Genomic DNA, 23,620 nt, shown 5'->3' with positions numbered 1-23,620 from the left:
TCTCCCCGCGCCGCGGCGCTATGCGTTCAGGCCGCGGCCGCGATTTGATCGAACGATACACCGGTCAGCGCGGCCGAGACATCCCAGAGCCGGGCCGCCGCGGCTTTGTCTTTCGCGTGCGGCATGATCTTCGCCGCCGCCGGGAGCCCCTTCATTTCATAGAACCCGTTCGGGCCGTAATAGCCAGCCGCCCTCGCCGCCGCCGAGGTCGCGGCAAACAAGGTCGGCAACGCGCCTTCGGCGGCCGAGTGACTCATAAGGGGCTGAAGAGATTTGCTGAGCCGCCACAGCAAGCCCTTGGCGCCCGGTCCATTGTCTATCAAGTCGGTACGGGCATAGCCGGGATGCGCGGCATTGCTCATCAGCCCCCAACCGGCGGCATCGCTTCTGCGCTGAAGTTCCAGCGCAAACACCAGCATCGCCAGCTTCGACTGGCAGTATGCTTTCCAGGGCGTATAGGACTGCGCGCTCTGCAGATCGTCAAAATTGATCGCGCCCGAGCGATGCGCGAGGCTGGAAAGATTGACCACGCGGGGCTGACTGGCGCGGCGAAGCAGCGGAAGCAAACGCGCGGTAAGCGCATAATGGCCGAGATAGTTGGTGCCGAGCTGCGCCTCAAAACCATCGACGGTGGCTTGCCGCGCCGGCAGCGCCATCACGCCGGCGTTGTTGATGAGCAGATCAAGCGAATTGTGAGCGCCGGCAAAGCGTGCGGCAAAATCGGCGACGGAACTGAGACTGGCCAGATCGAGCGTTTCATAGCTGGTGCTGGCCTTGGGAAATTGCGCGGCGATACGCTCGAGCGCCGCGCGTCCCTTGGCGTCGCTGCGGCCGGTGAGCACCACCGTGGCGCCGGCGCCGGCGAGCGCCAGTGCCGTTTCGTAACCGAGGCCGCCGGTGGCGCCGGTGATGACGGCAGTCCTGCCGTGCTGGGGCGGAATGTCGCCAATGGTCCAGCCGCTCATGCTTATATCTCTCCTGTCTCGGGGGTTGATTCGTCGGCGACGCTCCAAATGTGCACCAAGTGCAAATTTGCAAGAGGTGAAAAATTTGAGGATTTCCGGTGAAGGCCCACAAGCAGACTAAGTCGAGGATATCAAAGACAAAATCCGCTACCCCCGCCCCCGGTCTGCGGGCCCGGAAGCGCCAGCAAACGCGCGAGCGGCTGACCCGCGCCGCGATGATGCTGTTCCTGGAACGCGGGTTCGACGCAACCACGCTCGACGACATCGCAGCCGCGGCCGACGTCTCGCGTCGCAGCTTCTTCCACTATTTCGCTTCGAAGGAAGACGTCGTTTTCGCGTGGCAGGAAGAGATCATGACGGCGTTGATTGCCGCGGTGGCCGCGCGGCCTGCCGGCGAAAACATGCTCACGGCCGCGGAGAACGCGATTGCGGCGATGGTCAGGCAGCTCGACCCCAGCGAAGCAATTGCGATGGCGCGGCTCAAGCGCGACAACCCGGCTTTGCAAGCACGCAATCAGGTCAAATACGAAATGCTTGAGCGCACCCTGGCCGATGCGCTCGGCAAGCGCGCCGGCCATAAGACGGAACGGCTTCAGGCTCGGCTGGTCGCCATGATCACGACGGGCGCGATGCGGATCGGCGATGAACTCTGGACCGCCGAGGGTGCGCGCGAAAAGCCGGAAGCGATGGTGAAGCGAATGTTTGCGGCGATGCGGGCGATCTTCGATTGACCGCCCGTATCGGGAGCAAACCTCCCCTCATCCCTTGATGAAGGCGAGCAGGTCCGCGTTGATCGTCGCGGCTTCGGTGGTCGGCATGCCGTGCGGAAAACCCTTGTAGGTCTTCAGTATGCCGTTCTTCAGGAGTTTTGCCGAGAGCGGTGCGGAGTCGGCGTAGGGCACGATCTGGTCGTCGTCGCCATGCATCACCAGCACGGGCACATTGATCTTCTTCAGGTCCTCGGTGAAATCGGTCTGCGAAAATGCGACGATGCCGTCGTAATGCGCCTTGGCGCCGCCCATCATGCCCTGCCGCCACCAATTCTCGATCACGGCCTCGGAGGGTTTGGCGCCGGGCCGGTTGTAGCCGTAGAACGGACCGGCGGCGATGTCGCGATAGAATTGCGAGCGGCCGGCGGCGAGCGAAGCCTGGAATCCGTCGAAGACATCCTTCGGCAGGCCGCCCGGATTGGCCGGCGTCTTCACCATCAGCGGCGGCACCGCGCTGAGGATCGCGGCCTTCGCGACCCGGCTCTCGCCGTGGCGGGCAATGTAATGCACCACCTCGCCGCCGCCTGTGGAATGACCGACGTGCACCGCGTTCTTCAGATCGAGATGCGCCGTCACCGCCGCGAGGTCGTCGGCATAATGGTCCATGTCGTGGCCGTCGCCGACTTGGGCAGAGCGGCCATGGCCGCGGCGGTCATGGGCGATGACGCGAAAGCCGTTGTGGAGGAAGAACAGCATCTGCGCGTCCCAGTCGTCTGCCGACAGCGGCCAGCCGTGGCTGAACACGATCGGCTGGCCGGAGCCCCAGTCCTTGTAGAAGATGTCGACGCCGTCTTTTGTTGTGATCATGGGCATGGGGAAACTCCTTTTTGTCTGCACCCGTCATTCCGGGACACGCGCAAGCGTGGACCCGGAATCCAGAAGTTATTTGGCAAGAGATTCTCCGATGTGCGATTGCACATCGTAGTTCGACGCTACGCGTCGCTCCGGAATGACGAAATCAAACAGCCATCGCCGGCCGGTAGCGCCGGATGACACCGATGATCACGATCACGAAGAACACCAGCACGATGCCCTGCGCGACCGCAAAGGGCGGCTCGGCCGGCGGCACGCTCGGCGCCAGCGCATGCAGCGCCGGCACCTTCAGGAACGACTGGACCACCAGCACGAACACATTGAGATAGAGCGCCACCAGCGCGGTCAGCGCGTAGATCCAGCGCCAGGCCCCACGCAGGTTCATGATGTAGAGCGCGAAGCAGGCGATCGCCAGCAGCACCAGCGAGAGCAGGCCGAACAAATGCGACGGCAACATCTTCTCGAACAGCAGCGGCGGAATCACAAAGCCGGTGGCGCTGGTCAGGATCGTGGTCAGCAGGAAGATCGCGGTCAGCCCCGGCTGCCGCTTCGAGCCGAGCATTCCGAACATCACGATGAGGCCTGTCACGATTGCGATCAAACTGATGGCGACATGGACGAGAACAAATGTCGCGATGCTCATACCCAGTATCATGAAGTGCCCCCTTCGTTGGAAACCCGCCGAACGTTACGACGGAGCGCAAGAAATTGCCACATGCGTTCGTTGCAGCTTCGGCAGGGCAGGCATGTGCGGTAACGCGCGGGGCCAGCGTCGACGATGCTTTCCGAACCACATTTTTCTCCCTTCGGTTGGATGTCGGCACCATGAACGATCGGAGCCGCGGCTGCGCCAGAGTGATTGCCGAACCTGTCGAGCGATTGCTGCGAACGCCGGCTGGCCGGCGCTTCGCCTGACTGCCCAACCCGGAGCGGCCGTTTGAGACGCAGACGTTGGCAGCAATCACTCGACAGGTTCGGCAATCGGTCTGGCGCAGATGCAGCTTCGAACCGTTAGTTAATCACGGTGCCCACATCCAACCGATGGAGAATAGAGATGGCATGGAACAGCACCGTCATATCTCGTGCGTGCGCACCGGCCTCTGCGCGCTGGTCCGCAATCTCAGGCTTAGCTCGCAAGGCGGCTCAGACAGCCTCCGACTTCGCCAGCATCGTTCAAAACCTGGCGCTGGACGCACGCGATAGCTACCGGCCCGAGTTGCACTACATGCGTGGCCCCGGCCCGAAATGGCGCGCGAAGCATCAACATTGGTCGGCAAAAGCCACGCAGTAATGGGGTACTGAACCTAGAGCGCCGGCTTCGAACCATCGGCGAGAAAGCCGTGCAATGCCGCCACCACCTGCGCGCCCTCGCCGATCGCGCCGCCGACACGTTTGACCGAGCCGGAGCGCACGTCGCCGACCGCGAACACGCCGGGCACGGTGGTTTCCAAAAACGGCACCGGACGCTCGGCATTTTGGCCGCCTTGGACGCTGCCTTGGACGATTCCTTGGACGCCGGTGAGAACAAAACCGGCGCGGTCGACCTTGACGCCGCAGCCTTCGAGCCAGCCGGTCGCGGGGTCGGCGCCGACGAACAGAAAGAGATTGCGGATGTCGAGGCTCTGCACCTCGTCCGGCGCCAGACGGCTGCGCCAGCGCACGCGCCGCAGCGCGGCGTCCTCGCCCTCGAGGCCGACCACCTCGGCATTGAAGATCAGTTCGATGTTGTCAGTCGCTTCGATGCGCTCGATGAGATAGTGCGACATGCTGGCGCCGAGGCCGCCGCCGCGGATGATCATGTAGACTTTCCGCGCATGGCTGGACAGAAACACCGCGGCCTGGCCGGCGGAGTTGCCGCCGCCGACCAGAACGACGTCCTGATCGACGCAGAGCTTGGCCTCGATCGGCGAGGCCCAGTACCAGACGCCGCGGCCCTCATAAGCGTCGAGGTTTTCGATATCGGGCCGGCGGTAGCGCGCGCCGCTCGCGACCACGACCGATTTGGCTTTCAGCGACTGCCCGCATTCGGTCGCCAGCGCGAACAGGCCATCGGGCTTCGTGCAGTCCAGCGAGCGGATGGAGACCGGGATCAGCATCTCGGCGCCGAATTTCTGCGCCTGGTTGTAGGCCCGTCCGGCCAGCGCCTGGCCGGAAATGCCGGTCGGGAATCCCAGATAGTTCTCAATCCGCGCACTGGCGCCGGCCTGTCCGCCAAAGGCGCGCGAATCGAACACCGCGACCGACAGCCCTTCCGACGCCGCATAGACGGCGGTGGCAAGCCCGGCCGGACCGCTGCCGACCACGGCCACATCGTAGAGCTTGTCATGTGCATGGTTGGTGATCATGCCCATCGCGAGCGCCAGCGAGGTTTCTGACGGATTGCGCAGCACGGTGCCGTCAGGACAGACCACCAGCGGCAGGTCGCTGCGCGCGGCCGAATAACGCTCGACGAGATCGGCGGCATCCTTGTCGGTCTCGGGGTCGAGCAGATGATGCGGCTGGCCGTTGCGCGTCAAAAAATTCTGCAAGCGGGCCATGTCGCCGAGCGAGGCCGGCCCGATCAGCACCGGGCCGCCGACGCCGCCCTGGATCAGGCTGACCCGGCGCAGCACCAGCGCGCGCATGATGCGCTCGCCGAGATCGGCCTCGGCCATCAGCAGCGCCCGCAACCGGTCCGGCGGAATCAGCAGCGTCTCGACATCGCCCTCGGCATGGCCGTCGACCAGCGCGACGCGGCCGGAGAGCTGGCCGATCTCGGCCACGAATTGTCCAACGCACTGATCGATGACGGGCGTGATATGGCCGAGGCCGTCGCGCAGCGTGATCGCGACATGGCCCGACAGCACCACGAACATGCCGGGTCCGGGCTTGCCGGTCTCGAACAGCGTTTCGCCGTGCTTGTAGCTGCGCAATTCGCCGAACCGGCGCATGCGCTCGATTTCGTGCGACGTCAGCGTCGGGAAGGTCTGTTCGTGGCGCGGAAAGGCGAAGGAAGCCTGGCCGGCCGCCGGACCGGCTGTCGTGGTGTCTGCACTCATCTCGCCACCCAAAAAGAGCTCAGCTTTCTTGCGGAGAGCTGGCCACCCGGCGAGCGGCGGGAAATTTTCCTGTCCGCTACTGGCCCGGCTTTACTCCGCCTGCGTCATCTAGGGAGGCATCGGTGCTTTCGGAAGGTGCGCCAGCTTCATCGCTGCGCCCGCGCGCCTGCGACTTCCGCCGCTTGAGATTTTCGCGCAGCGCCAGCTTCAAGCGCTGCTGTCGCGAATCCTTCACGACCGGCTTTGCCGTTCCCGCTTGTTTATCCTGATCGTCCTGCATCCTGGGCCTGTTACCTACGCCGTCGCGGCTCTTTTCTCCTTCGATCATATTGGATTTCGCCCGGCCACCGCGCAATCGCCTCCCCGGACCGGCCACGATGATTCGTCCGCGCGGGCGCCGGAGGCCGTCCACCGACGAAATGGAACCGGATTGGCCCGGAGTCGGCCCGATTGCCCGCCAAGCGGCGTCCTGCAAAGAATTTTGCCCGTTTTGGGCGCTTTCGAGCCCCGCCGCGTGCTTGCACCGGAGGGGTCGTTGTGGCAAGAACCGCCCGCCTGCAGGGGCCTTTTGGGCCGATTCCTTGAATACCGGGCATGCTGCCGTAGCTCAGTGGTAGAGCACTCCATTGGTAATGGAGAGGTCGACAGTTCAATCCTGTCTGGCAGCACCATTCGTCTCAGTCGAAAAACTTGAAAAATCAGCGGATTTCAGCGCGTTAAGTTTTCGGCCAGCTCAGTTGTTTGGCCGGGATTTCCCCCTCATGCCTCCCGTCCTAAAGCCGATCTGCGAGCAACAATTTATCCAGCGTAATCGGTAGTTCACGGATGCGCTTGCCGGTGGCGTTGTACACCGCGTTTGCGACGGCGGCGCCAACACCTGTAATACCGATCTCGCCTATTCCGCGCGCGCCCAATGGGCTGTGCGGGTCCGGGATATCGTTCCAGATGACGTCGATGACCGGTACGTCCATGTGAACCGGAACATGATATTCGGCGAGCGACGGGTTCATGATCCTGCCCGAGCGCTCATCAAACAGGGTCTCTTCCGTCAGAGCGAGACCCAGACCCATGATGATGCCGCCCTTGAACTGGCTTGCCGCCAGCTTGGCATTGAGGATGCGGCCGGCATCGAATGATCCAAGGAAGCGGGACACCCGCGTCTCGCCGGTGACGTCACTCACACGGACCTCACAGAATTGCGCACCGTACGAATGCATCGAATACTTCTGCACCTCGAGCGGCATCGGCGCCTCCACCTCGCAGACCACCTCGTCGCGTTTGGCGCGTTGCAGTATCGAGACGTAGCTCTCCCACCGATCCGGCTCGTCGCATTTGCACAAACCACCGTCGCGCGCCTCGACCTCTTCCGGCTTGAGGCCGGCCAGCGGGGAATCGTTGCCGGCGAGCTTGAGCAATTCTTTCGTGAGCGCGTCCGTCGCCGCGATGACGGCCGCCCCGATCGAGGCGGTCTGCGACGAGCCGCCGGCGAGCGTGCCGGACGGCAGGGACGTGTCGCCATAATCGAACGTTACATCCTCGAACTTGAGGCCGAGCCGCTCGGCCGCGTGCTGCGCCTGCACGGTAGCCGTGCCCATGCCCATTTCATGGCTGGCCATCTGGACAAGCGCGCGGCCATCGGCGGTGAGCCGAATGCGCGCCGCGCCACCCGGCATCCGGTAATATGGATAGGTGGCGGTCGCGCAGCCCATTCCGATCAGCCATTCGCCTTCTCGCCGGGAACGCGGCGTGGCGATCCGTTGGTCCCAGCCGAACTTTTCGGCGCCGCGCCGGTATGCCTCTACGAGATTGCGCGAAGAAAAGGCTGCGCCCGACGTCGGATCCTTCTCAGGTTCGATGCGCCGGCGCAGTTCAATGGGGTCGAGCTTCATCGCTTCGGCAAGTTCGTCGAGCGCGCATTCGAGCGCATAGGTTCCGACGGATTCGCCTGGCGCCCGCATGAAAGTGTTGGCGAGCATGTCCATGTCGGCGACTTGTTGCGCCACCTTGATGGTATCGGCTGCGTAGAGGTGGCGCGCCGGAAAGGTAAATTGCTCCGGGCAGGCATTGTGCGTGGTCATCGCCGCAACGCCGGTGTGAATGAGCGCGGCAAGCGTCCCATCCGCCTTGGCGCCGAGTGCGACGCGCTGCTCGGTCGTGGTCCGGCCGCCGACGATCCGGAACACGCCTTCGCGGGACAACATGATGCGCACCGGCCGCCCGCGGAGCCTGGACGCGGCAGCGGCGAGGATTTGATGATCCCAGAGCCCTTTGCCGCCAAACCCGCCCCCGACATAGGGCGAGATAACCCGGACTTGCGCCTCCTTGAGCCCGAACACCTGGGCCAACGTCCAGGCGGTCGCGTTCACCATCTGCGTTGCATCGTGGACGACGAGCTTGTCGCCCTCCCAAGCCACTGTCGCAGCGTGCAGTTCGATGGCGTTGTGATTATAGCGCGGCGTGCGGTAGCTCAGATCGACCTTGAACGCAGCTTGCTTGAGCGCCGCCTCGGCATCACCGATCTCGATCGATGGCTCCTCGCCCAGGATGCTGTCAGGAGTCCGCGCATGCGTCTTTGCCTCATCGAAGGAGATCACGGCCGGCGCCGCGTTGTAGGTAACGCGCACCAGCGATTTGGCATGATCCGCCTGTTCCTGGGTCTTGGCGAGCACCAGCGCGACCGGCTGGCCGTTCCAGTGGATCTCCGCATCCTGCATGATGGGCAGATCGCTCGGACCGGCCGCCTTCGGCGAGGACATGATCACCGGCGGCGGCTTCATGCGCGGCGCATTGAGATGCGTCATCACGAGAGTGACACCCGGCGAGGCCTCCGCTTCGGTGGTGTCGAGCGTCGCGATCCGCCCGCGCGCGATGCTGCTGTAGAGCAGTGCGGCATACTCCATGCCCTCGAGCGGCACCTCGGCGGCGAAGCGCGCCTTCCCTTCGACCTTCAGCCGTCCGTCGATCCGTGTCACCGGACTGCCGATCAGACCGTGCTTGTACATCAGCGGGTCGGGCGTGCCGCCGGGAAGCCAGCTCTCCGGCGTCAAACGGATCGCGGTCTGCATTGCCTTCTCGATGATGCTCATGCGAATTCTCCTGCCAGCTCGCTCAGCACCGCCTCGATTACCCGCCGGGCAAGTTCAATCTTGAACATGTTGTCCCGCAGACCGGAAGCCTCGGCCAATTCTGCTTCGGCGGCGGCGCGGAAATTCCCGGGCGTGGCCTGCTGCCCTCGCAAAGCGCTTTCCGCTTTCCAGGCTCGCCAAGGCTTGTGTGCGACACCGCCCATGGCCAGCCGCACGTCGCGAACCTTGCCATCGGCGTCGAGGTCGAGGGCCGCGGCGACGGAAACGAGCGCAAACGCATAGCTCGCCCGGTCGCGTACCTTGCGGTAGGTCGAGCGCGCGGCGAACCGCAGCGCCGGCAGCTCAATTGCGGTGATCAGCTCGTGGGTTTCGAGTTCGGTCTCGACGTCGGGGCGGCCACCGGGGAGCCGATGAAAGTCGACCAGCTTCATCGTTCGCTGGCCGTTGAGGCCTTCGAGATGAACAATCGCGTCGAGCGCCGCCAGCGCAACACACATGTCTGAAGGATGCGTCGCGACGCAAGCCGGCGATGCGCCGAGGATCGCGTGATACCGATTGAAGCCGTCGATCGCGTCGCATCCCGCACCCGGCGCGCGCTTGTTGCAGCGGCTGGCATCGTCATAGAAATAGCTGCATCGGGTGCGCTGCAGGATGTTGCCGCCGACCGTGGCCATGTTGCGGATTTGTCCGCTCGCGCCCGCCAGGAGCGCGCGCGACAGCATCGGAAAGCGCGTCCGCACTGCTCGGTCTGCCGCGACGGCGGTATTCTTCGCAGCGGCACCGATCAGCAGGCTGCCGTCGTCGCGCGCTTCGATAGCGGACGAAAGCCCGGTGACGTCGACCAGCGCATCCGGTTGCTCGACGGTCTCTCTCATCAAATCGACGAGGTTAGTGCCGCCGCCGAGATACTTGGGATGGGCGGCGGCGCTGGATAGCCGGATCGCCGCGGGCGTATCTTCGGCGCGCGCATAGCTGAATTCAATCATGCTGATTCCTTCTCGAAGGTCTCGGCGATCGCCTCGACGATGCCGTTGTATGCGCCGCATCGGCAAAGGTTGCCGCTCATTCGCTCGCGGAGTTCATCATGGTCGAGTTCGATCGTCTCGGCCGACAGGTCGGTGGTGACCGCGCTCGGCACGCCGCGCCCTATCTCGTCGGCCATCCCGACTGCGGAGCAGAGCTGGCCGGGCGTGCAATAGCCGCATTGAAAGCCATCGTGCTCCATGAAGGCATGCTGCAGCGGATGCAGACGGCCGGCCTCCGCGAGGCCTTCAACCGTGGTGATCGCACGACCCTGATACTGTACCGCCAGCGCGAGGCAGGAGTTGATCCGCTCACCGTCGACCAGCACCGTGCAAGCCCCGCAGGCGCCCTGGTTGCAACCCTTCTTGGTGCCGGTGAGTCCTACGTGTTCGCGAAAAAGATCGAGCAGCGAAAGACGAACATCCAGTTCGAAATCGAAGGACTTGCCGTTTATCAGAAAATGCATGGGCGGCTCCATGGCAATGACGCATCAGGCCCCACGCCGCATCGGGCGGGAACGAAACGATGAACGTTTCTTGAGGGCACGGGTTCCATTTTGTGCCGCTCAACAATGAACGCTACGCACTGAGGTCTTGTCGATGGCGGTACAAGCCGCGATGTCCATCCAGGCGCCTGGCGCGCAAGCCCTTCCAGGCTTTCCAGACCGATGCGCGACTGTTCGGCAGCATCGGCTTGATAGCAGTCCATTCATCAGCAGGTTGCTGAACGGATTGAGTATTTCGCGCCGCGCCTGTTACACACAGGTTTCGCTAAGCGTCTTGGCTCCGAGCCGGTACTTCGAAAGCGTATCCCGGCCGATGTTCAAGCGATCTTGGCCAAGCTGCCAAGGATCAGTGGCCACCGCACTGGTACAAAGACCACGTTACGTACGGTTGAAAACGATCATACACCGTGGAGCGTGTCGGCCGACGCAAAATGCGGGTGCGACCCCACGACTTCATCCGGGACGATCCGATCGGTTGCACCGCGTATGATGTCGTAGCATTCACAGGTTGCTTCCTCGAGCCGCGCCCTGTCAATTTCGACCAAGCCTCGCCGAACGGATCTGATGGCACCCAAGGCGCGGAGTTTGGCGATCACCTGCGTCACGGTCGTTCGTCGCACTCCGAGCAACTGCGAAAGCGTCTCCTGCGTTAATGGCAGGGTGTTGTTGTCCTCGGTTCGATCGTGCAGGTGAAGCAGCCACCGGGCCATGCGGGCCTCGACCGGGTGCAGTCCGTTGCAGGCCGAGACGTGCTGGAACTGCATGAGTATCGATCTCGTGTGCGCCTCGACCACATGTCTGATGGCGCCGCTCTTCATGTAGGCTGCATGAAACCGCGACACGGAGATTTGCGATGCGGTGCCGCCCACCCGCACGACCGCGGTCACGGACGACATGAAAGAGGGTCCGAGCACCGATAATGCGCCGATCGCTCCCTCGCGCCCGATTACCGCAGTTGCGATCGTTTCTCCGGCCGGAAGGCCGAGCATGAAGGAGATGGCACCGCTATGGGGAAAGTAAACATGGTCGCGTCGATCTCCCGCTCGTATCACCACGGCGTCCTGTTCAAGCGACACCTTCTGGAGATGAGGCGCAAGCAACGCGAGGTCTGCCAGCGGCAACGCGGCGAGAAGACGATTACCGGTGCTCGCCGGACGTCCCATCACGAGAGACATCCTCGCTCAGAAGAACACGCAGCTCTCCTGGAATGCCTTTGGCAGGAATGTCTTCTGCGTTGCGCCGACACTAACTCCACTCTCATCGTGCCGGCTTTGAGCGGCCTTCATGGGATACGATACTTGCTGAGTACCTTAAAGCGCCATGCCAGTAAAGGTAAGGCGGACCCTTGACGCGGCGTCGCAGGTGATCGGGCGGGATCGCTTCGACGCCGGCGCCCCGCTGGTCAAAGTTCCGCCAGGGGGCCTGCCACCGGTTCGTTGTAGCTGGCGGCCCGCCGCTTCGGGGCCTTCATCGCGAACCGGCTCACAACTGCTTCCGGCGGCAATACACAGCCGTCCTCTGCGACGCCGAATGACTCAATGGCGAAGGGCAACTGGCCAACTTCCGACAGTTCAATCCTGTCGGCGGTTCTGATCGCCTGTCGGCTAGCGCCGAGAGACATCCTCATCACGAACAGAGACATCTTCGTCACGAATGGTGAAGCCGTTTTGTCCCCAGATGGGGATTGCGAGATATCCGACACCTCGACACGCTCAGCGTCGGGTGCCTCCAGAATTCAACTTATGGAGACAACCAGAACCGAACATCCCTCGTTCTAACGCCGCAACGCATTCTGACTGATCGGCGCGGAATCATTTGGAGGAGTACATCATGGCAGTTATCCCTGGCACACCTGGCGACGACGTCCTGCTGGGCACGGCGCTTGCCGATACCATCAACGGATTCGCTGGCAACGATGACCTGAGCGGTCTGGCTGGCGACGATACGATCAGCGGCGGAGCCGGTAACGATGCGGTCGACGGCGGCGACGGCAATGACACTCTGGAGGGCAATCAGGGCAACGACTCCATCCTCGCCGGCGCCGGCAACGATATTGTCAGCGGCGGTGCAGGTAATGACACCGTCGACGCCGGTGACGGCGACGACGAGGTGGACGGTGATGCCGGTGACGACACGATCAATGGCGGCGCAGGCAACGACGAACTCGACGGCGGTGCCGGCATCGACACGATCGACGGCGGCGAGGGAGATGACGATATCGACGGCGGCCAGGGTGCCGATGTGCTTTCGGGCGGCGCCGGCGATGATGACCTGGTAGGCGCAGCCGGTGACGACACCATGAATGGTGGTGAGGGAGCTGACACGCTCTTGGGCGGTGTCGGCAACGACACCATGAACGGTGACGCTGGTGATGATACCCTGACCGGCGGTCTCGGCGACGACACGATGGATGGCGGCGACGGCAACGACACCCTCAACGGCGGTCTCGGTGACGACACCATGCAAGGCGGCGCAGGTGACGATACGCTGAATGGTGGCGCGGGAAACGACACCATGAGCGGCGGCGAGGGCATCGACACCCTGAACGGTGGCGCCGGCAACGATACCATCAGTGGCGATGCCGGCGACGACACGCTGAACGGTGGTGATGGTGACGACGACATGGACGGCGGCGATGGCGTGGATACGATGGCAGGCGGCGCCGGTGACGATACGATGGAAGGCGGAGCCGGCAACGACGTCATGAACGGCAACGACGGCGCTGACGAAATGTCCGGAGGTGCCGGCGACGATGCGTTGACCGGCGCAGCCGGCGACGACACGCTCGACGGCGGCAATGGCGCAGATACGCTGAGCGGCGGCGATGGTAGCGACGAACTGTCCGGCGGCGCTGGCAGTGACACCCTCGACGGCGGCGCGGGCGACGATGCCCTCGACGGCGGCAATGGTGCCGATGTTCTCGACGGCGGAACCGGCGATGACGTCCTTACCGGCGGCGCGGGCACGGATACGATGAACTTCGGTGACGGGACCGGTGCCGATTTCGGCAACGACGAAGTGACCGATCTGGACTTCCTCAGCGGCGACGAGGACGTCATCAGCGTCAACGCGGTGGACGGCTTCGATCCCGCCTCGGTGATCGTCGATGACGACGGAACCAATACCACGCTCGACTTCGGCTTCGGAACCATCACGCTCGATGGGGTATCCGGAGGAGGTACTCCCTTTGCGTCGATTGACGATATCAACGACGCTGCCGGTTATACGGCCATCGAAGTTGTCTGATTCTGACCCTGTAGGGCGGCACCGTGCCGCCCTACGCTTCTTCCGCAGTAATCAGGCCGTGTGGTAATGCGTCGGACGTCCCAACAAGCCCGAGAGAGCGTAGTTTTCGAAACTGTTCCAGGACGATCCACACTGGTGTGGGTCGTGGTATTCAGCGTGTCCGTCAACGTGCTGCTGCTGGTTTTGCCGTTCTATGCCATCGAGGTCTTCGATCGCGTCATCAGCAGCGGCAGTATAGAGACCCTTATCGGTTTGACTGTACTCGGGGTGGCAGCGCTGATCTTCAGCGCCTTCTTCGACATACTCCGGTTCCGCCTGCTGAGCCGGTTTGCGGTAAGGTTTGAGCAGCACATCGCCCCGCTGGTCCTGGAAGCGGCCATCGCCGATCCGGGCCGGCGCCGGGAAGGCACCACCCACGAGATCGTCAAGGTTCGCGAGCTGCGGAACTTCATTTCGAGCGGCGCCCTCATCACCCTGGTCGACGCTCCGTTTCTGCCGTTCTTCGTGCTGATCCTCTTCTTCATTCATCCGTACTACGGCGCGATTGTGCTGGTTGGCGCTGTCTTGCTGTCGGTAATGGGTTACGCGAGCAGCAGGATCGCCCGTGCCGAAGTGACCCAAGCCAGCGGCGCGGCCGCGCGCTGTCAGGCGCTGATGGATGGAGTCGTCCGCCACGCCAATTTCATCAGGGCCATGGGTTGGACCGGAGGCGCCATCCGCGCGGTCATGCGCGTCAACGATGAAGCACTGGCACCCGTCGTGCGCGCGAGCGAACGGGTCGCCGCGATCGCATCCGCGGCACGGATGGTGAGGTCCATCCTGCAGATTCTCGCGATCGGTACGGGCGCGTGGCTTGTCTTGCAGAACCAGGTCCTGCTGGGCACCCTGATCGCGAGTTCGATCATGGTCAGCCGCACGCTGCAGCCGATGGAGACCCTGATATCGGCCTGGCGCGGGATGACGGCAGCACAGCAGGCCTGGAAGAGCGTCAGCGAAGCGGCCGACTGGGTGTTCCTGCAGCCACGCCGGACACAGCTGCCACCGCCAAACGGATTGTTGGAAATAAGCCGGCTGGTTTATGCCGCCCCCCAAACGCGACGGCCGATTCTGGCAGGAATTGGCTTCCGCTGCCGTCCGGGCGAAATCGTCGTGGTGGTCGGTCCGACCGGTGCCGGCAAGTCCACGCTGCTGCGGATGGCCGCAGCGCTCGAACGTCCAAGCGCTGGAGAGATCAGGCTTGACCGTGCCCTGCTGGAAAATTGGCATCCCGACCAGCTTGGCCGATATATCGGCTATCTGCCCCAGGACGTGGAACTGCTCGCCGGCACCGTGGCCGAAGCCATTTCTGGATTTGAAGAGAATGTCCGCGACGAGGATATCGTTGCGGCTGCGACCCTTGCCGGCGCGCATGAAATGATCCTGGCAATGCCAGGCGGATATCAAACGCAAGTCGGGCGTGACGGTCATCGCCTGTCCGGTGGTCAGCGGCAGCGCATCGGTCTGGCGCGCGCATTTTTCGGCAATCGCCGGCTGATTTTGCTCGACGAGCCCAATGCCAATCTCGATCCAGAGGGCGAGGCCGCGCTATGCGGGGCGATACTCAATGCACGGGCGCGCGGCGCCAGTTTCCTCATCGTGACGCATCGCCCGCGGCTGCTGACGGTCGCGGATCACGTCCTGCTGCTGCGCGACGGTGTCCAAGTTGCATTCGGAGCCGTTTCCGACGTCCTGCCGACCCACGTTGCCGAGGTCACTCCGATACGCCGCCCGACGCGTCAGCCGGAGCGCCCGAGACTGTCCGGTTAGGGAGTATACGATGTGACATTCCATATGCATGACATCCCCCTCGCCCGGTCCATCGTCAATGAGCCAGCGGAGCGACCAAGGTCCGATCCGCGGCGGTTGATCAAATGGGGATGTATCCTTCTGGCGATTGAGTTCGGAGGCTTCGGACTCTGGGCGACACTGGTTCCACTGCGTAGCGCGGTGATCGCGCCAGGCATCGTCAAGGTTCAGTCGAAGCGCAAGGCGGTGCAGCATTTCGACGGCGGCATACTGAAAGCCATTCTGGTCCGCGAGAACCAGCAGGTCGAAGCCGGCCAGATTGTCGCAAAGCTCGATACCTCGCAGATTCAGGGCAGCCTTGGCGTATTAGAGACAAAATTGTTTGCTGATCTCGCGCTGGATGCACGACTCCGTGCAGAACAAAATCAGGATTCCGCGGTTTCCTATCCGGACGAATTGCGGAACTCATCGCGTCCGGAAGCCAAGGCTGCCATACATAGCCAGGAAGCCGAGTTTGCGGCGCGATCAACGGCACTTTCAGGCGAGCGTCAACTTGTCGACCAACAGATACTGCAATTTACGGACTCGGTCCGAGGACTTGAAAGCAATACTGGAAGTTTGACCCAACAGCTGTCACTGCTTCAGGAAGAAATACGCGACACCAGCTATCTCCTGCAGAAAGGACTTGCACGTAAGCCAAGGCTGCTTGCCCTTAAGCGGGCCGAGGCTGATATGCAGGCCCAGATCGCGCGCAATGCCTCCCAACTGGCCGAGACCCAGGGGAAAATCTCCGAACTGAAAGATCGGCGAAAACAACTAGGCCTCAATCAGAATCAGGATATTGCAAAGCAACTTCATGCCAACAGTGAAGAGATCGGCGATTTAAGACACCGGATCGGTGTGTTGCGTGAGCAGCTTGCCAGGACCGACTTGCGGGCTCCCGAATCCGGCAGAGTGGTGCGTCTCAACAGCAGGGAGTTGAATGCCGTGCTGGCTCCGAGAGAAACGCTGATGGAAATCGTGCCCATGGAGGATCGCCTCGTGATCGAGGCCTCGCTGCGGCCGCAGGATCGTGAGGAAGTCGTCGCGGGGCAGCCCGCGCGCGTCCGCATACTGGCCCTCAATATTCGCCGCCGACCGATACTGGAAGGTCAAGTGACAGCGGTCGCAGCAGATGCGCTGACCGACGCGAAAAGCGGCGTCACCTCCTACATGGCAGAAATTGACCTGCAGCGGACGCCCGAGGCGGACCCCCACCTTTCCACACTGAAGCCAGGTCTTCCCGTCGAAGTGTTCGTCGAAACGGGTATACGGACTTTTGCCGAATACCTCATGCAGCCGATGTTCCTGCGGGTTCATCGTGCCTTTAGGGAGAGTTGAAGCAATTCAAGCCGGTCCGGCGGGGCCGCGACTATTTCAAGGGAGGCGACCATGCTGGATGTCGGCAAAACCCCGCCGGTGGACCGACGCAACCATTTGAATGGATCCCCGATCGCGATCCACCTCGACAACGCGATCGAGCGCCCGGACCTCGCGACGCCGACGGCAGATTTGCCGTTGTATCGTTGGTTCGCGGATGGCTTGACGAGACTGATTGCATGCGAGCGTTGTTATGTGGCGATCTTGTCGCCACGCGGCGAGCGAATCGACGAGGTGAGGACGGGCTGCCCCGTCGCCGACCCGGTTCCGGAGGCGGCGGTTTTGGCAATTGCGTCGCGACTTGGCGCGCAAGACGGCTGCATCTTCCAATCGATCGCTTCAGCGCATGGCTTTGCCAGAAGGCTGATTGGAAGGGAAAGTACGCTGTGCCCACACTGCGTTATAGGCCGGGTCCAGTCCCCGTCGGGCTCCGCGGCACTTTTCGTCGGGGGGTGGCGACGGACGTCGCTCTCAGGAGAGGAGTTCGCCAGCGTGACACGCGCGATCGACTTGATGTGGGATGCCGCCGCCGACCTCGCGCAATTGAGGATGCAGCGACAATGGTCATGGTTGGAAGATATCGCTTCGCCCGCTTTCGTCGTCGATGAAAATCTCGTCGTCCGGAGTATGAATGCTGGGTTCCGGCATCTACTCGGCACTAGCGGAGCATTGGTCGTCGAACGCGGTGTGATATCAGGGTCGAACCCGTCAATCACCGCGCTTCTCAAGGATGCAGTGTGCCGTACCATCAGGTCGGATTCGACGCAGCGGGCGCGCGGATCGGCGGTGGTCCTCTCCAACGACAAGCAGAAATTCCTGTTCGCGGTGACAGGGCCGGTGCCCGGCGATCGCGACCCTGGGCTTGTCTTGATTGTCGTTCCGCAGTTCGATGCAGTGGCCGGCGCGAGAAGGATAGCTGCAGCGTTTACCCTTAACTGGGTCGAAGAACGGATTGTCTCCCGTATACTTCGCGGACGTTGTCCCCGTGTGATCGGGACAGAATTGGGTCTTACCGAAGAAACGGTAAGGACCTACATCAAGCGCGTTATGATGAAGATCGGGATTAATCGCCAGTCGGAGTTCTTCGTCCTGCATAACCTGACATCATCGCCTTTCAAAGCGCGGCAACCGGACCGACGCGTCCCGGCCATGCCGAACGTCACTCGAATTCATGTCAGACGTCGGCGGAACGGCGCGAGCTGAGCTGAGCGATGTACCGGTTTCGAAATGCATCCGTCTCGTCGTTTGCAATTCTGCTTGGCCTGCTGGCGGACGGCCGTGCTGGAGAACTGAAGCTGCCCGTGGCCTGCGATGTTGGCCGCACATGTTTCATCCAAAATTACGTGGACGTCGATCCAGGTTCTGCAGCCACGGATTACATGTGCGGAACTTTGACTTACGACGGTCACAACGGCATCGATTTTCGGTTGCCGTCCCGCGTGGCACAACAGGCACACGTCCATGTTCTGGCGGCGGCCGATGGCGAGGTCATCCGAACGCGCGACGGCATCGACGATGTCGCCATCAAACCCGAAGGACGCGACAAGGTGAGCGGCCATGAGTGCGGCAATGGCGTTGTGATCAAGCACCCACAGGACCTGGAAACGCAGTATTGCCACATGGCGAAGGGCAGCATTGCGGTCAAGTCCCGCGATAAAGTCACGGCCGGCCAGGTTTTGGGTGATGTCGGCATGTCTGGCTTGACCGAGTATCCGCACTTGCACTTCGTCGTGCGTCGAGGTGGCAAGGTCATCGATCCCTTTGCAGACGGCCGAACGCCCGGCGCCTGCAATGGCAACGCCGAAAGCCAATGGCACGAATCGGTACGGGCGCAACTGGCCTATTCGCCCCGCACGATTCTGAACTTCGGCTTCACCACCGGTTCGGTCACGACCGAGTCGGTCGAGACCGGCGTGGCGTTGCAGCACCAACCGACGATGGACTCTGAAGCGATCGTGGCGTTCGTCCGGACGATCGGCCTGAAGGCCGGTGATGTCCAGACATTGACGTTGCGCGATCCGGCTGGAAAGGTGCTGGCGGAAAATCGGCCGGTCGCCCTCGACAGAAACAAGGCACAGTTCGTCCTGTTCTCGGGAAAAAAACGCGCCAAGCGCGATTGGGACAGGGGACTTTACACCGCGACGTATGTCGTCAAGCAGGAAGACCAATCACTACTCGAAAAACAGTTTCAGCTCGAATTGCGCTAGCCGAGGTCCGGGACGACGAGATGGATTGGATGTCGTCCCAATTCAGCAATTCCTCCATACGCCCACCCGCTTGCCCAATTCCGGGGTATGATACATCCTCTCCTGAGACCTTGATCCGTTTTTGCGAAGACGAGGAAGTTTACTATGCGGTTTTCTAAAGGCGCAGCTATTGCGCTTGTCGTTGGGTCCACAAGCGTGGCGCCGGCATCTTCGGCGCACGCCGCACCCGACTGTTCGGCATCGACGACACTGGCGAACTGGGGCGAGAACTCGACCGGCGACATTGACATTGCGGCCGGGGAAAGCTGCGTGTTTCCGATCAAGATACGCGGCACGGTGACCAGCTCTGAAATTTCGCAAAAGCCGGCACGCGGCAAGTTGAAGAAGCTCGACGCATCCACTTACGAATACAGGGCGAAGGCGAAATACAAGGGGAGCGACACGTTTGTGATCAAGGCAACGGGCAAGGGGCCGACGGCGTCCGGCACGTCCGTCATTACGGTGAACGCGACGATCAAATAGCCGCATCCTTTTCGATTCCGCGATCTGCTATGTCTTGCGCCTTCGACATCCGCGCATGCGCGAACCCCGGGATTCGCATGCGCGAACCCTGGGGATCAACAGGTTGAGACCGCACGCTCTCGCATTGATCGGCTGTCTTTTCACGGCCATGCCGGCTTATCCGCAAAGCGATCCCACGCTGGCGCTGCCCGAACTCACCTTGCAGGTGCCGACCCGTGCGCTCGGCGATCAGTGCCGCAAGATCGAAGCTGATGATCCGCGCGTGCCGGTGTCGCTGCATCGGACCTTCCACGATGATTTCGACGTGCATCCGCTGGTCGAAGCACGATGGGTGCCGCACTACGCCGGTGGCGCCGCCTGGCCGCAGTCGCGCTACTGGGGCGGCGAAGGCTCCGATTTCAAGCGCAAGACCAGCTATAATGGCGAACAGCAGATCTACGTCGATTCGGTGTATGGCGGGCGGGGCACGGTGCCGCTCGGGCTCGATCCGTTCCGGGTCCGGGGCGGCATACTCTCGATCATCGCCAGCCGGACTCCGCCCGACCTGCGTTCCCTGCTGTTCAACAATGAATACATCTCGGGCATCCTGACCACCCAGGGCAAGTTCACACAGAAATACGGCTATTTCGAAATGCGCTCCAAGATTCCGGCCGGGGTCGGCGTGTGGCCGGCGTTCTGGATGCTCGCCGATGACGGCGGCTGGCCGCCGGAAATCGACATCATGGAAGGCCGCGGACAACAGCACGACAACATCGTCATGACCACGCATTGGCGGATTCCGGCCACCGGACGGGTCGAGCGCTGCGGGTTCGACTTCATGGTTGCCGATACCAGGAGCGAATTCCACAATTATGGTGTGCTGTGGCAGCGCGATCGCATCATCTATTTCATCGACCGCCAGCCGGTGTCGGAGATCAAGGTTCCGGTCGGCTTCGACGCGCCGATGTACATGATCGTCAATCTTGCGATGGGCTCGAAGACGATGGAAGGCGTCGGCTTCGTCGACGGCCTGTCTCCCAATGTCGTGGAATTCGAAATCGACCGGATTTCGGCCTATCAAATTGATACATACTGATCATTGCAACCGGCCGGGACGCGCACGCCGGCAGCACCGAAGCTGACGGAGAACGTAATGTCCGGGAAATTCTCGCGCCGGCAATTTGCCAAGCTGGCGAGCTTCTCCGCGCTTGGTCTGGCGGTGACATCGGCTGACGCGGCGCCCAAACAAAAACCGGCCGCCGACCCGCACGCCCCTGCCCGTTTCCCGAAAGACTTTCGCTGGGGCACCGCGACATCGGCCTATCAGATCGAGGGCGCGGTCAATGAGGACGGCCGCGGCCGCTCGATCTGGGACACCTTCGCCCACACCCCGGGCAAGATCGAGGACAAGACCACCGGGGACCGCGCCAACGAACACTATCATCGCTACAAGGAAGACGTCGGCGTGATGCGCGATCTCGGCGTCAAGCACTACCGCTTCTCGATCGCGTGGCCGCGGGTGTTTCCGGAAGGCACCGGCAAACCCAATCCCAAGGGCCTCGATTTCTATAACCGGCTGCTCGACGAACTGCTGGCCAAAGGCATCGAACCCTACGCGACGCTGTATCATTGGGACTTGCCGCAGGCGTTGCAGGACCGCGTCGGCGGCTGGCAGTCCACCGACACCTCGAAAGCGTTCGCGGATTACGCCGGCTATGTCGCGGAGCGTTTGACCGACCGCGTCAAAAACATCTTCACGCTGAACGAAGCCGGACGTTTCTTGAATTTCGGCTACGGATGGGGCATCGACGCGCCCGGCCTCAAATTGCCGAATGCGGAATTGAACCAGGCACGGCATAACGTCGTTTTGGGCCACGGCCTTGCGGTGCAGGCGATCCGCGCCCGCGGGCGCGCGGGCACCAAGGTCGGCCCGGCCGAGAACATCGCGACCTGCGTGCCGGCCTTCGACACGCCCGAAAACGTCCACGCCGCCGAGATCGCGACCCGCGAACTGAACTCGGGCCTGCTCGGCGTGATGCTGGAAGGCAAATACACCGACGGTTTCCTCGAATATGCCGGCAAGGACGCGCCGAAATTCACCGCCGAGGAATTGAAGATCATCGGCTCGCCCAACGATTTCGTCGGCCTCAACATCTACGCGCCGCAATTCTACATCGCAGCGTCAGACAAGAAGCCGGGCTGGTCGGTATTGCCGTTTCCCGCCTCGTTTCCGCACATGAGTGCCGACTGGCTGCGTATCGGTCCCGAAACGATCTATTGGGCGCCGCGGCTCGCAGCCAAGGTCTGGAACCTGAAGACGATCTACATCACCGAGAACGGCACCTCGTCGGAGGACAAGGTGCATGCCGACGGCAAGATCTACGATCTCGACCGCATCATGTACCTGCGCAATTATTTGCGGCAGCTGCAGCGCGCCGTCGCCGAGGGCGTGCCGGTCCGCGGCTATTTCCTGTGGACCCTGATGGACAATTTCGAATGGATCTACGGCTACGAAAAGCGCTTCGGGCTCATCCACGTCGATTTTGAAACCCAGCGCCGGACGCCGAAGCTCAGTGCGTCGTTTTATCGCGACGTGGTGACGCGCAACGCGATCGGCGCCTGAAGCCGCCTAGTGAAAGCGCACCAGCTGCGGCTGCGGCATCGAAGCCTGGTGTGACGGCGCGCGATCACCTTTGACTGCCACAGTCACGGCGGGTTCATGCCGCACGTTCCGCGATGATTCGTGGCTGATGAACATGCTGGCGGCGCCGACCATCAAGACGACATAAAGGCCGAAGATGCCACCGACCCAGCGCCAGTAGATCCGGCGGCTGTCGGGGGTAAGGCTTTCGATCAAGCTGCGCATGACTGCCTCCTCCTCGAGGAACTGATTGCGCTGCGTATAGCTTGCACTCCGGCCCCGGTGTGTGACGTACTTCACAGAAGCCCGCATTAAAACGGAGAACCCGTGACCGGTCCGGAACTGAAGAAACTGCGCGAAGACCTCGGTGAGGCGATCGGCCAACCCCTTGGCGTGGCCGACATGGCCAAGCTCTGCGGGTTGCCGCCAGAAGACGGCGCCAACACGATTCGGAAATGGGAAGTCACCGGCCCGACCGGCCCCGTCGCCGAACTGCTGCGCATCCTGGCGATGGCCAGCGACCGCTATCCGATCCTGGAAATGTTCAACGTGTTCGACCGCCATGACGTCGCCGAAAAGGACCGGCCGGCACGGCGGCAGGCGTTCCGCGAGCAGATGCGCGGCGACGTGCGGCGGCGCATTGCCTAAGGCAAGGCTTGCGCGCCGCGCGCCCGAGGGACCCCGATTTTAAGGCTTCATTAAGCTTGCCTTAGGACGCCGTTAAGCACAGAAAATAAGGCTTCGTTAAGCACAAAAAACGTTTGCTCTCCAATGGGTTGGGTAATCGATCGGTGTGCCTGGCAAGTGACAGCATTTTATTCAAAAGCTGTCTAACTGCACGCCATGGACGGCGCCCGGCATGTGGCGCTTCCCAACGATTTTCCGGAGACCCACGACCATGAAGAAGTTCCTGCTCGCAATCGTCGCTCTCGCAGCCCTCGGCGCGGCGTCCCCGGCGCTCGGCGCCGACATGGGCGCACGGCCCTACTACAACAAGGCGCCGGCCTATGCCGCGCCGCTCTACAACTGGACCGGCTTCTATCTCGGCGCCCATATCGGCGGCGCCTTCTCGAGCAGCAACACTTTCAACGGCCTGGTGCTCAGCGACTACAGCGCGCGCCTGCTGGGCGGCGTGCAGGCCGGTGCCGATTACCAGTTCGCGCCGAACTGGGTCATCGGCGCCGAGGGCCAGTACAGCTGGCTCGGCCAGAACAACCTCAGTTCGGTGTTCCCGAACGGCTTCGTCTACAACAACGATCAGCGCGCGATCGCTTCGATCACCGCCCGTGTCGGCTACACCTGGGGCCCGGGCATGCTCTACGTCAAAGGCGGCTACGCCTATTCGAACAATCGCGACACCCTGACCTTTGCTGGCGTTCCGGTCGCGTTCACGCTCGATAAGAATCACAGCAATGGCTACACCGTCGGCGCCGGCGTCGAATACATGTTCGCCCCGAACTGGTCGGCCAAGGCCGAATACATGTACTACGACTTCGGCACCACCCGCTTCGTGACCCCGGTCGCGCTGGTCCCCTTTGGCACCTTCCATAACGACGAGCATACGTTGAAGGTTGGCGTCAATTATCGCTTCAACTTCGCGGGCGCGCGCTACTGATCGCTT

General features: G+C 62.4%; 22 protein-coding genes and 1 tRNA gene. 12 read left to right on the top strand and 11 right to left on the bottom strand.

Going from position 1 to position 23,620, the window contains the following annotated elements:
* Positions 1–26 precede the first annotated feature (26 nt).
* Positions 27–965: an SDR family oxidoreductase gene (locus JQ558_RS07500; protein WP_212293255.1), complete on the bottom strand. Its 939-nt coding sequence runs from the start codon at positions 963–965 to the stop codon at positions 27–29.
* 98 nt (positions 966–1,063) lie between these two features.
* On the opposite strand from JQ558_RS07500, the gene JQ558_RS07495 reads away from it, so the two are divergent.
* On the top strand, positions 1,064–1,696 hold the full coding sequence (locus tag JQ558_RS07495; protein ID WP_409410494.1) for a TetR/AcrR family transcriptional regulator: 633 nt from the start codon (positions 1,064–1,066) through the stop codon (positions 1,694–1,696).
* Between the two features lie 27 nt (positions 1,697–1,723).
* Here the strand turns inward: JQ558_RS07495 and JQ558_RS07490 are convergent, their stop codons facing one another.
* The 4 genes from JQ558_RS07490 to JQ558_RS07475 all read right to left on the bottom strand — a co-directional run bounded on the left by JQ558_RS07490 (position 1,724) and on the right by JQ558_RS07475 (position 5,914).
* A complete protein-coding gene (locus JQ558_RS07490) occupies positions 1,724–2,548 on the bottom strand; it encodes an alpha/beta fold hydrolase (RefSeq protein ID WP_212293254.1) in 825 nt (274 codons plus the stop codon).
* A gap of 145 nt (positions 2,549–2,693) precedes the next feature.
* Positions 2,694–3,203, bottom strand: a complete 510-nt coding sequence (locus JQ558_RS07485) for a hypothetical protein (RefSeq protein WP_212276665.1) — start codon at positions 3,201–3,203, stop codon at positions 2,694–2,696.
* A 649-nt stretch (positions 3,204–3,852) separates the two neighbouring features.
* Positions 3,853–5,586, bottom strand: coding sequence for an FAD-dependent oxidoreductase (locus JQ558_RS07480; RefSeq protein ID WP_212276666.1), 1,734 nt, complete (start codon positions 5,584–5,586; stop codon positions 3,853–3,855).
* A 76-nt stretch (positions 5,587–5,662) separates the two neighbouring features.
* A complete protein-coding gene (locus JQ558_RS07475) occupies positions 5,663–5,914 on the bottom strand; it encodes a hypothetical protein (protein WP_312014601.1) in 252 nt (83 codons plus the stop codon).
* Positions 5,915–6,182: 268 nt separating this feature from the next.
* Here JQ558_RS07475 and JQ558_RS07470 point away from each other — a divergent pair.
* Positions 6,183–6,257: transfer RNA gene (locus JQ558_RS07470), tRNA-Thr, on the top strand.
* 102 nt (positions 6,258–6,359) lie between these two features.
* On the opposite strand, the gene JQ558_RS07465 is transcribed toward JQ558_RS07470, so the two are convergent.
* From JQ558_RS07465 to JQ558_RS07445, 5 genes are all read right to left on the bottom strand, one after another.
* Positions 6,360–8,672 (bottom strand): xanthine dehydrogenase family protein molybdopterin-binding subunit, encoded by a 2,313-nt coding sequence (locus tag JQ558_RS07465; RefSeq protein ID WP_212293253.1) that lies wholly within the window; start codon positions 8,670–8,672, stop codon positions 6,360–6,362.
* A complete protein-coding gene (locus JQ558_RS07460) occupies positions 8,669–9,658 on the bottom strand; it encodes a xanthine dehydrogenase family protein subunit M (RefSeq protein ID WP_212293252.1) in 990 nt (329 codons plus the stop codon). The genes JQ558_RS07465 and JQ558_RS07460 overlap by 4 nt, the downstream gene beginning before the upstream one ends.
* Positions 9,655–10,161 (bottom strand): 2Fe-2S iron-sulfur cluster-binding protein, encoded by a 507-nt coding sequence (locus JQ558_RS07455; RefSeq protein WP_212209906.1) that lies wholly within the window; start codon positions 10,159–10,161, stop codon positions 9,655–9,657. The genes JQ558_RS07460 and JQ558_RS07455 overlap by 4 nt, the downstream gene beginning before the upstream one ends.
* 437 nt (positions 10,162–10,598) lie before the next feature.
* Positions 10,599–11,363: a Crp/Fnr family transcriptional regulator gene (locus JQ558_RS07450; RefSeq protein WP_212293341.1), complete on the bottom strand. Its 765-nt coding sequence runs from the start codon at positions 11,361–11,363 to the stop codon at positions 10,599–10,601.
* A gap of 239 nt (positions 11,364–11,602) precedes the next feature.
* Positions 11,603–11,842, bottom strand: a complete 240-nt coding sequence (locus tag JQ558_RS07445; RefSeq protein WP_212293251.1) for a hypothetical protein — start codon at positions 11,840–11,842, stop codon at positions 11,603–11,605.
* Between the two features lie 173 nt (positions 11,843–12,015).
* Here JQ558_RS07445 and JQ558_RS07440 point away from each other — a divergent pair, with 173 nt between their 5' ends.
* From JQ558_RS07440 to JQ558_RS07405, 8 genes are all read left to right on the top strand, one after another.
* The gene (locus JQ558_RS07440; protein ID WP_249142375.1) at positions 12,016–13,446 is read left to right on the top strand and encodes a calcium-binding protein; all 1,431 of its coding nucleotides are present in this window, start codon (positions 12,016–12,018) and stop codon (positions 13,444–13,446) included.
* 66 nt (positions 13,447–13,512) lie between these two features.
* Complete coding sequence (locus JQ558_RS07435; RefSeq protein WP_249142374.1) at positions 13,513–15,252, top strand: type I secretion system permease/ATPase; 1,740 nt, start codon at positions 13,513–13,515, stop codon at positions 15,250–15,252.
* 12 nt (positions 15,253–15,264) lie between these two features.
* Positions 15,265–16,611, top strand: coding sequence for an HlyD family type I secretion periplasmic adaptor subunit (locus JQ558_RS07430; protein WP_312014967.1), 1,347 nt, complete (start codon positions 15,265–15,267; stop codon positions 16,609–16,611).
* A 51-nt stretch (positions 16,612–16,662) separates the two neighbouring features.
* Positions 16,663–17,853, top strand: a complete 1,191-nt coding sequence (locus JQ558_RS07425) for a helix-turn-helix transcriptional regulator (RefSeq protein ID WP_212293249.1) — start codon at positions 16,663–16,665, stop codon at positions 17,851–17,853.
* 8 nt (positions 17,854–17,861) lie between these two features.
* A complete protein-coding gene (locus JQ558_RS07420) occupies positions 17,862–18,857 on the top strand; it encodes a M23 family metallopeptidase (protein ID WP_212293248.1) in 996 nt (331 codons plus the stop codon).
* Positions 18,858–19,052: 195 nt separating this feature from the next.
* Positions 19,053–19,379 (top strand): hypothetical protein, encoded by a 327-nt coding sequence (locus JQ558_RS07415; protein ID WP_312014603.1) that lies wholly within the window; start codon positions 19,053–19,055, stop codon positions 19,377–19,379.
* A 103-nt stretch (positions 19,380–19,482) separates the two neighbouring features.
* Entirely contained in the window at positions 19,483–20,454 is a 972-nt protein-coding gene (locus JQ558_RS07410; RefSeq protein WP_409410493.1) for a family 16 glycosylhydrolase, read from the top strand.
* 57 nt (positions 20,455–20,511) lie between these two features.
* Entirely contained in the window at positions 20,512–21,981 is a 1,470-nt protein-coding gene (locus tag JQ558_RS07405; RefSeq protein WP_212293247.1) for a GH1 family beta-glucosidase, read from the top strand.
* A 6-nt stretch (positions 21,982–21,987) separates the two neighbouring features.
* On the opposite strand, the gene JQ558_RS07400 is transcribed toward JQ558_RS07405, so the two are convergent.
* Complete coding sequence (locus JQ558_RS07400; RefSeq protein WP_212214603.1) at positions 21,988–22,224, bottom strand: hypothetical protein; 237 nt, start codon at positions 22,222–22,224, stop codon at positions 21,988–21,990.
* A 102-nt stretch (positions 22,225–22,326) separates the two neighbouring features.
* On the opposite strand from JQ558_RS07400, the gene JQ558_RS07395 reads away from it, so the two are divergent.
* Both JQ558_RS07395 and JQ558_RS07390 read left to right on the top strand, forming a co-directional pair.
* Positions 22,327–22,647: a hypothetical protein gene (locus JQ558_RS07395; RefSeq protein ID WP_212214606.1), complete on the top strand. Its 321-nt coding sequence runs from the start codon at positions 22,327–22,329 to the stop codon at positions 22,645–22,647.
* A 250-nt stretch (positions 22,648–22,897) separates the two neighbouring features.
* A complete protein-coding gene (locus JQ558_RS07390) occupies positions 22,898–23,614 on the top strand; it encodes an outer membrane protein (protein WP_212276675.1) in 717 nt (238 codons plus the stop codon).
* Positions 23,615–23,620 lie beyond the last annotated feature (6 nt).

Origin of the sequence: Bradyrhizobium sp. AUGA SZCCT0160 (assembly GCF_018130105.1) — a bacterium.
GTDB lineage: Bacteria > Pseudomonadota > Alphaproteobacteria > Rhizobiales > Xanthobacteraceae > Bradyrhizobium.
Note: the sequence above shows the minus strand (reverse complement) of the source record. Positions and strands in the feature narration are given on the sequence as shown.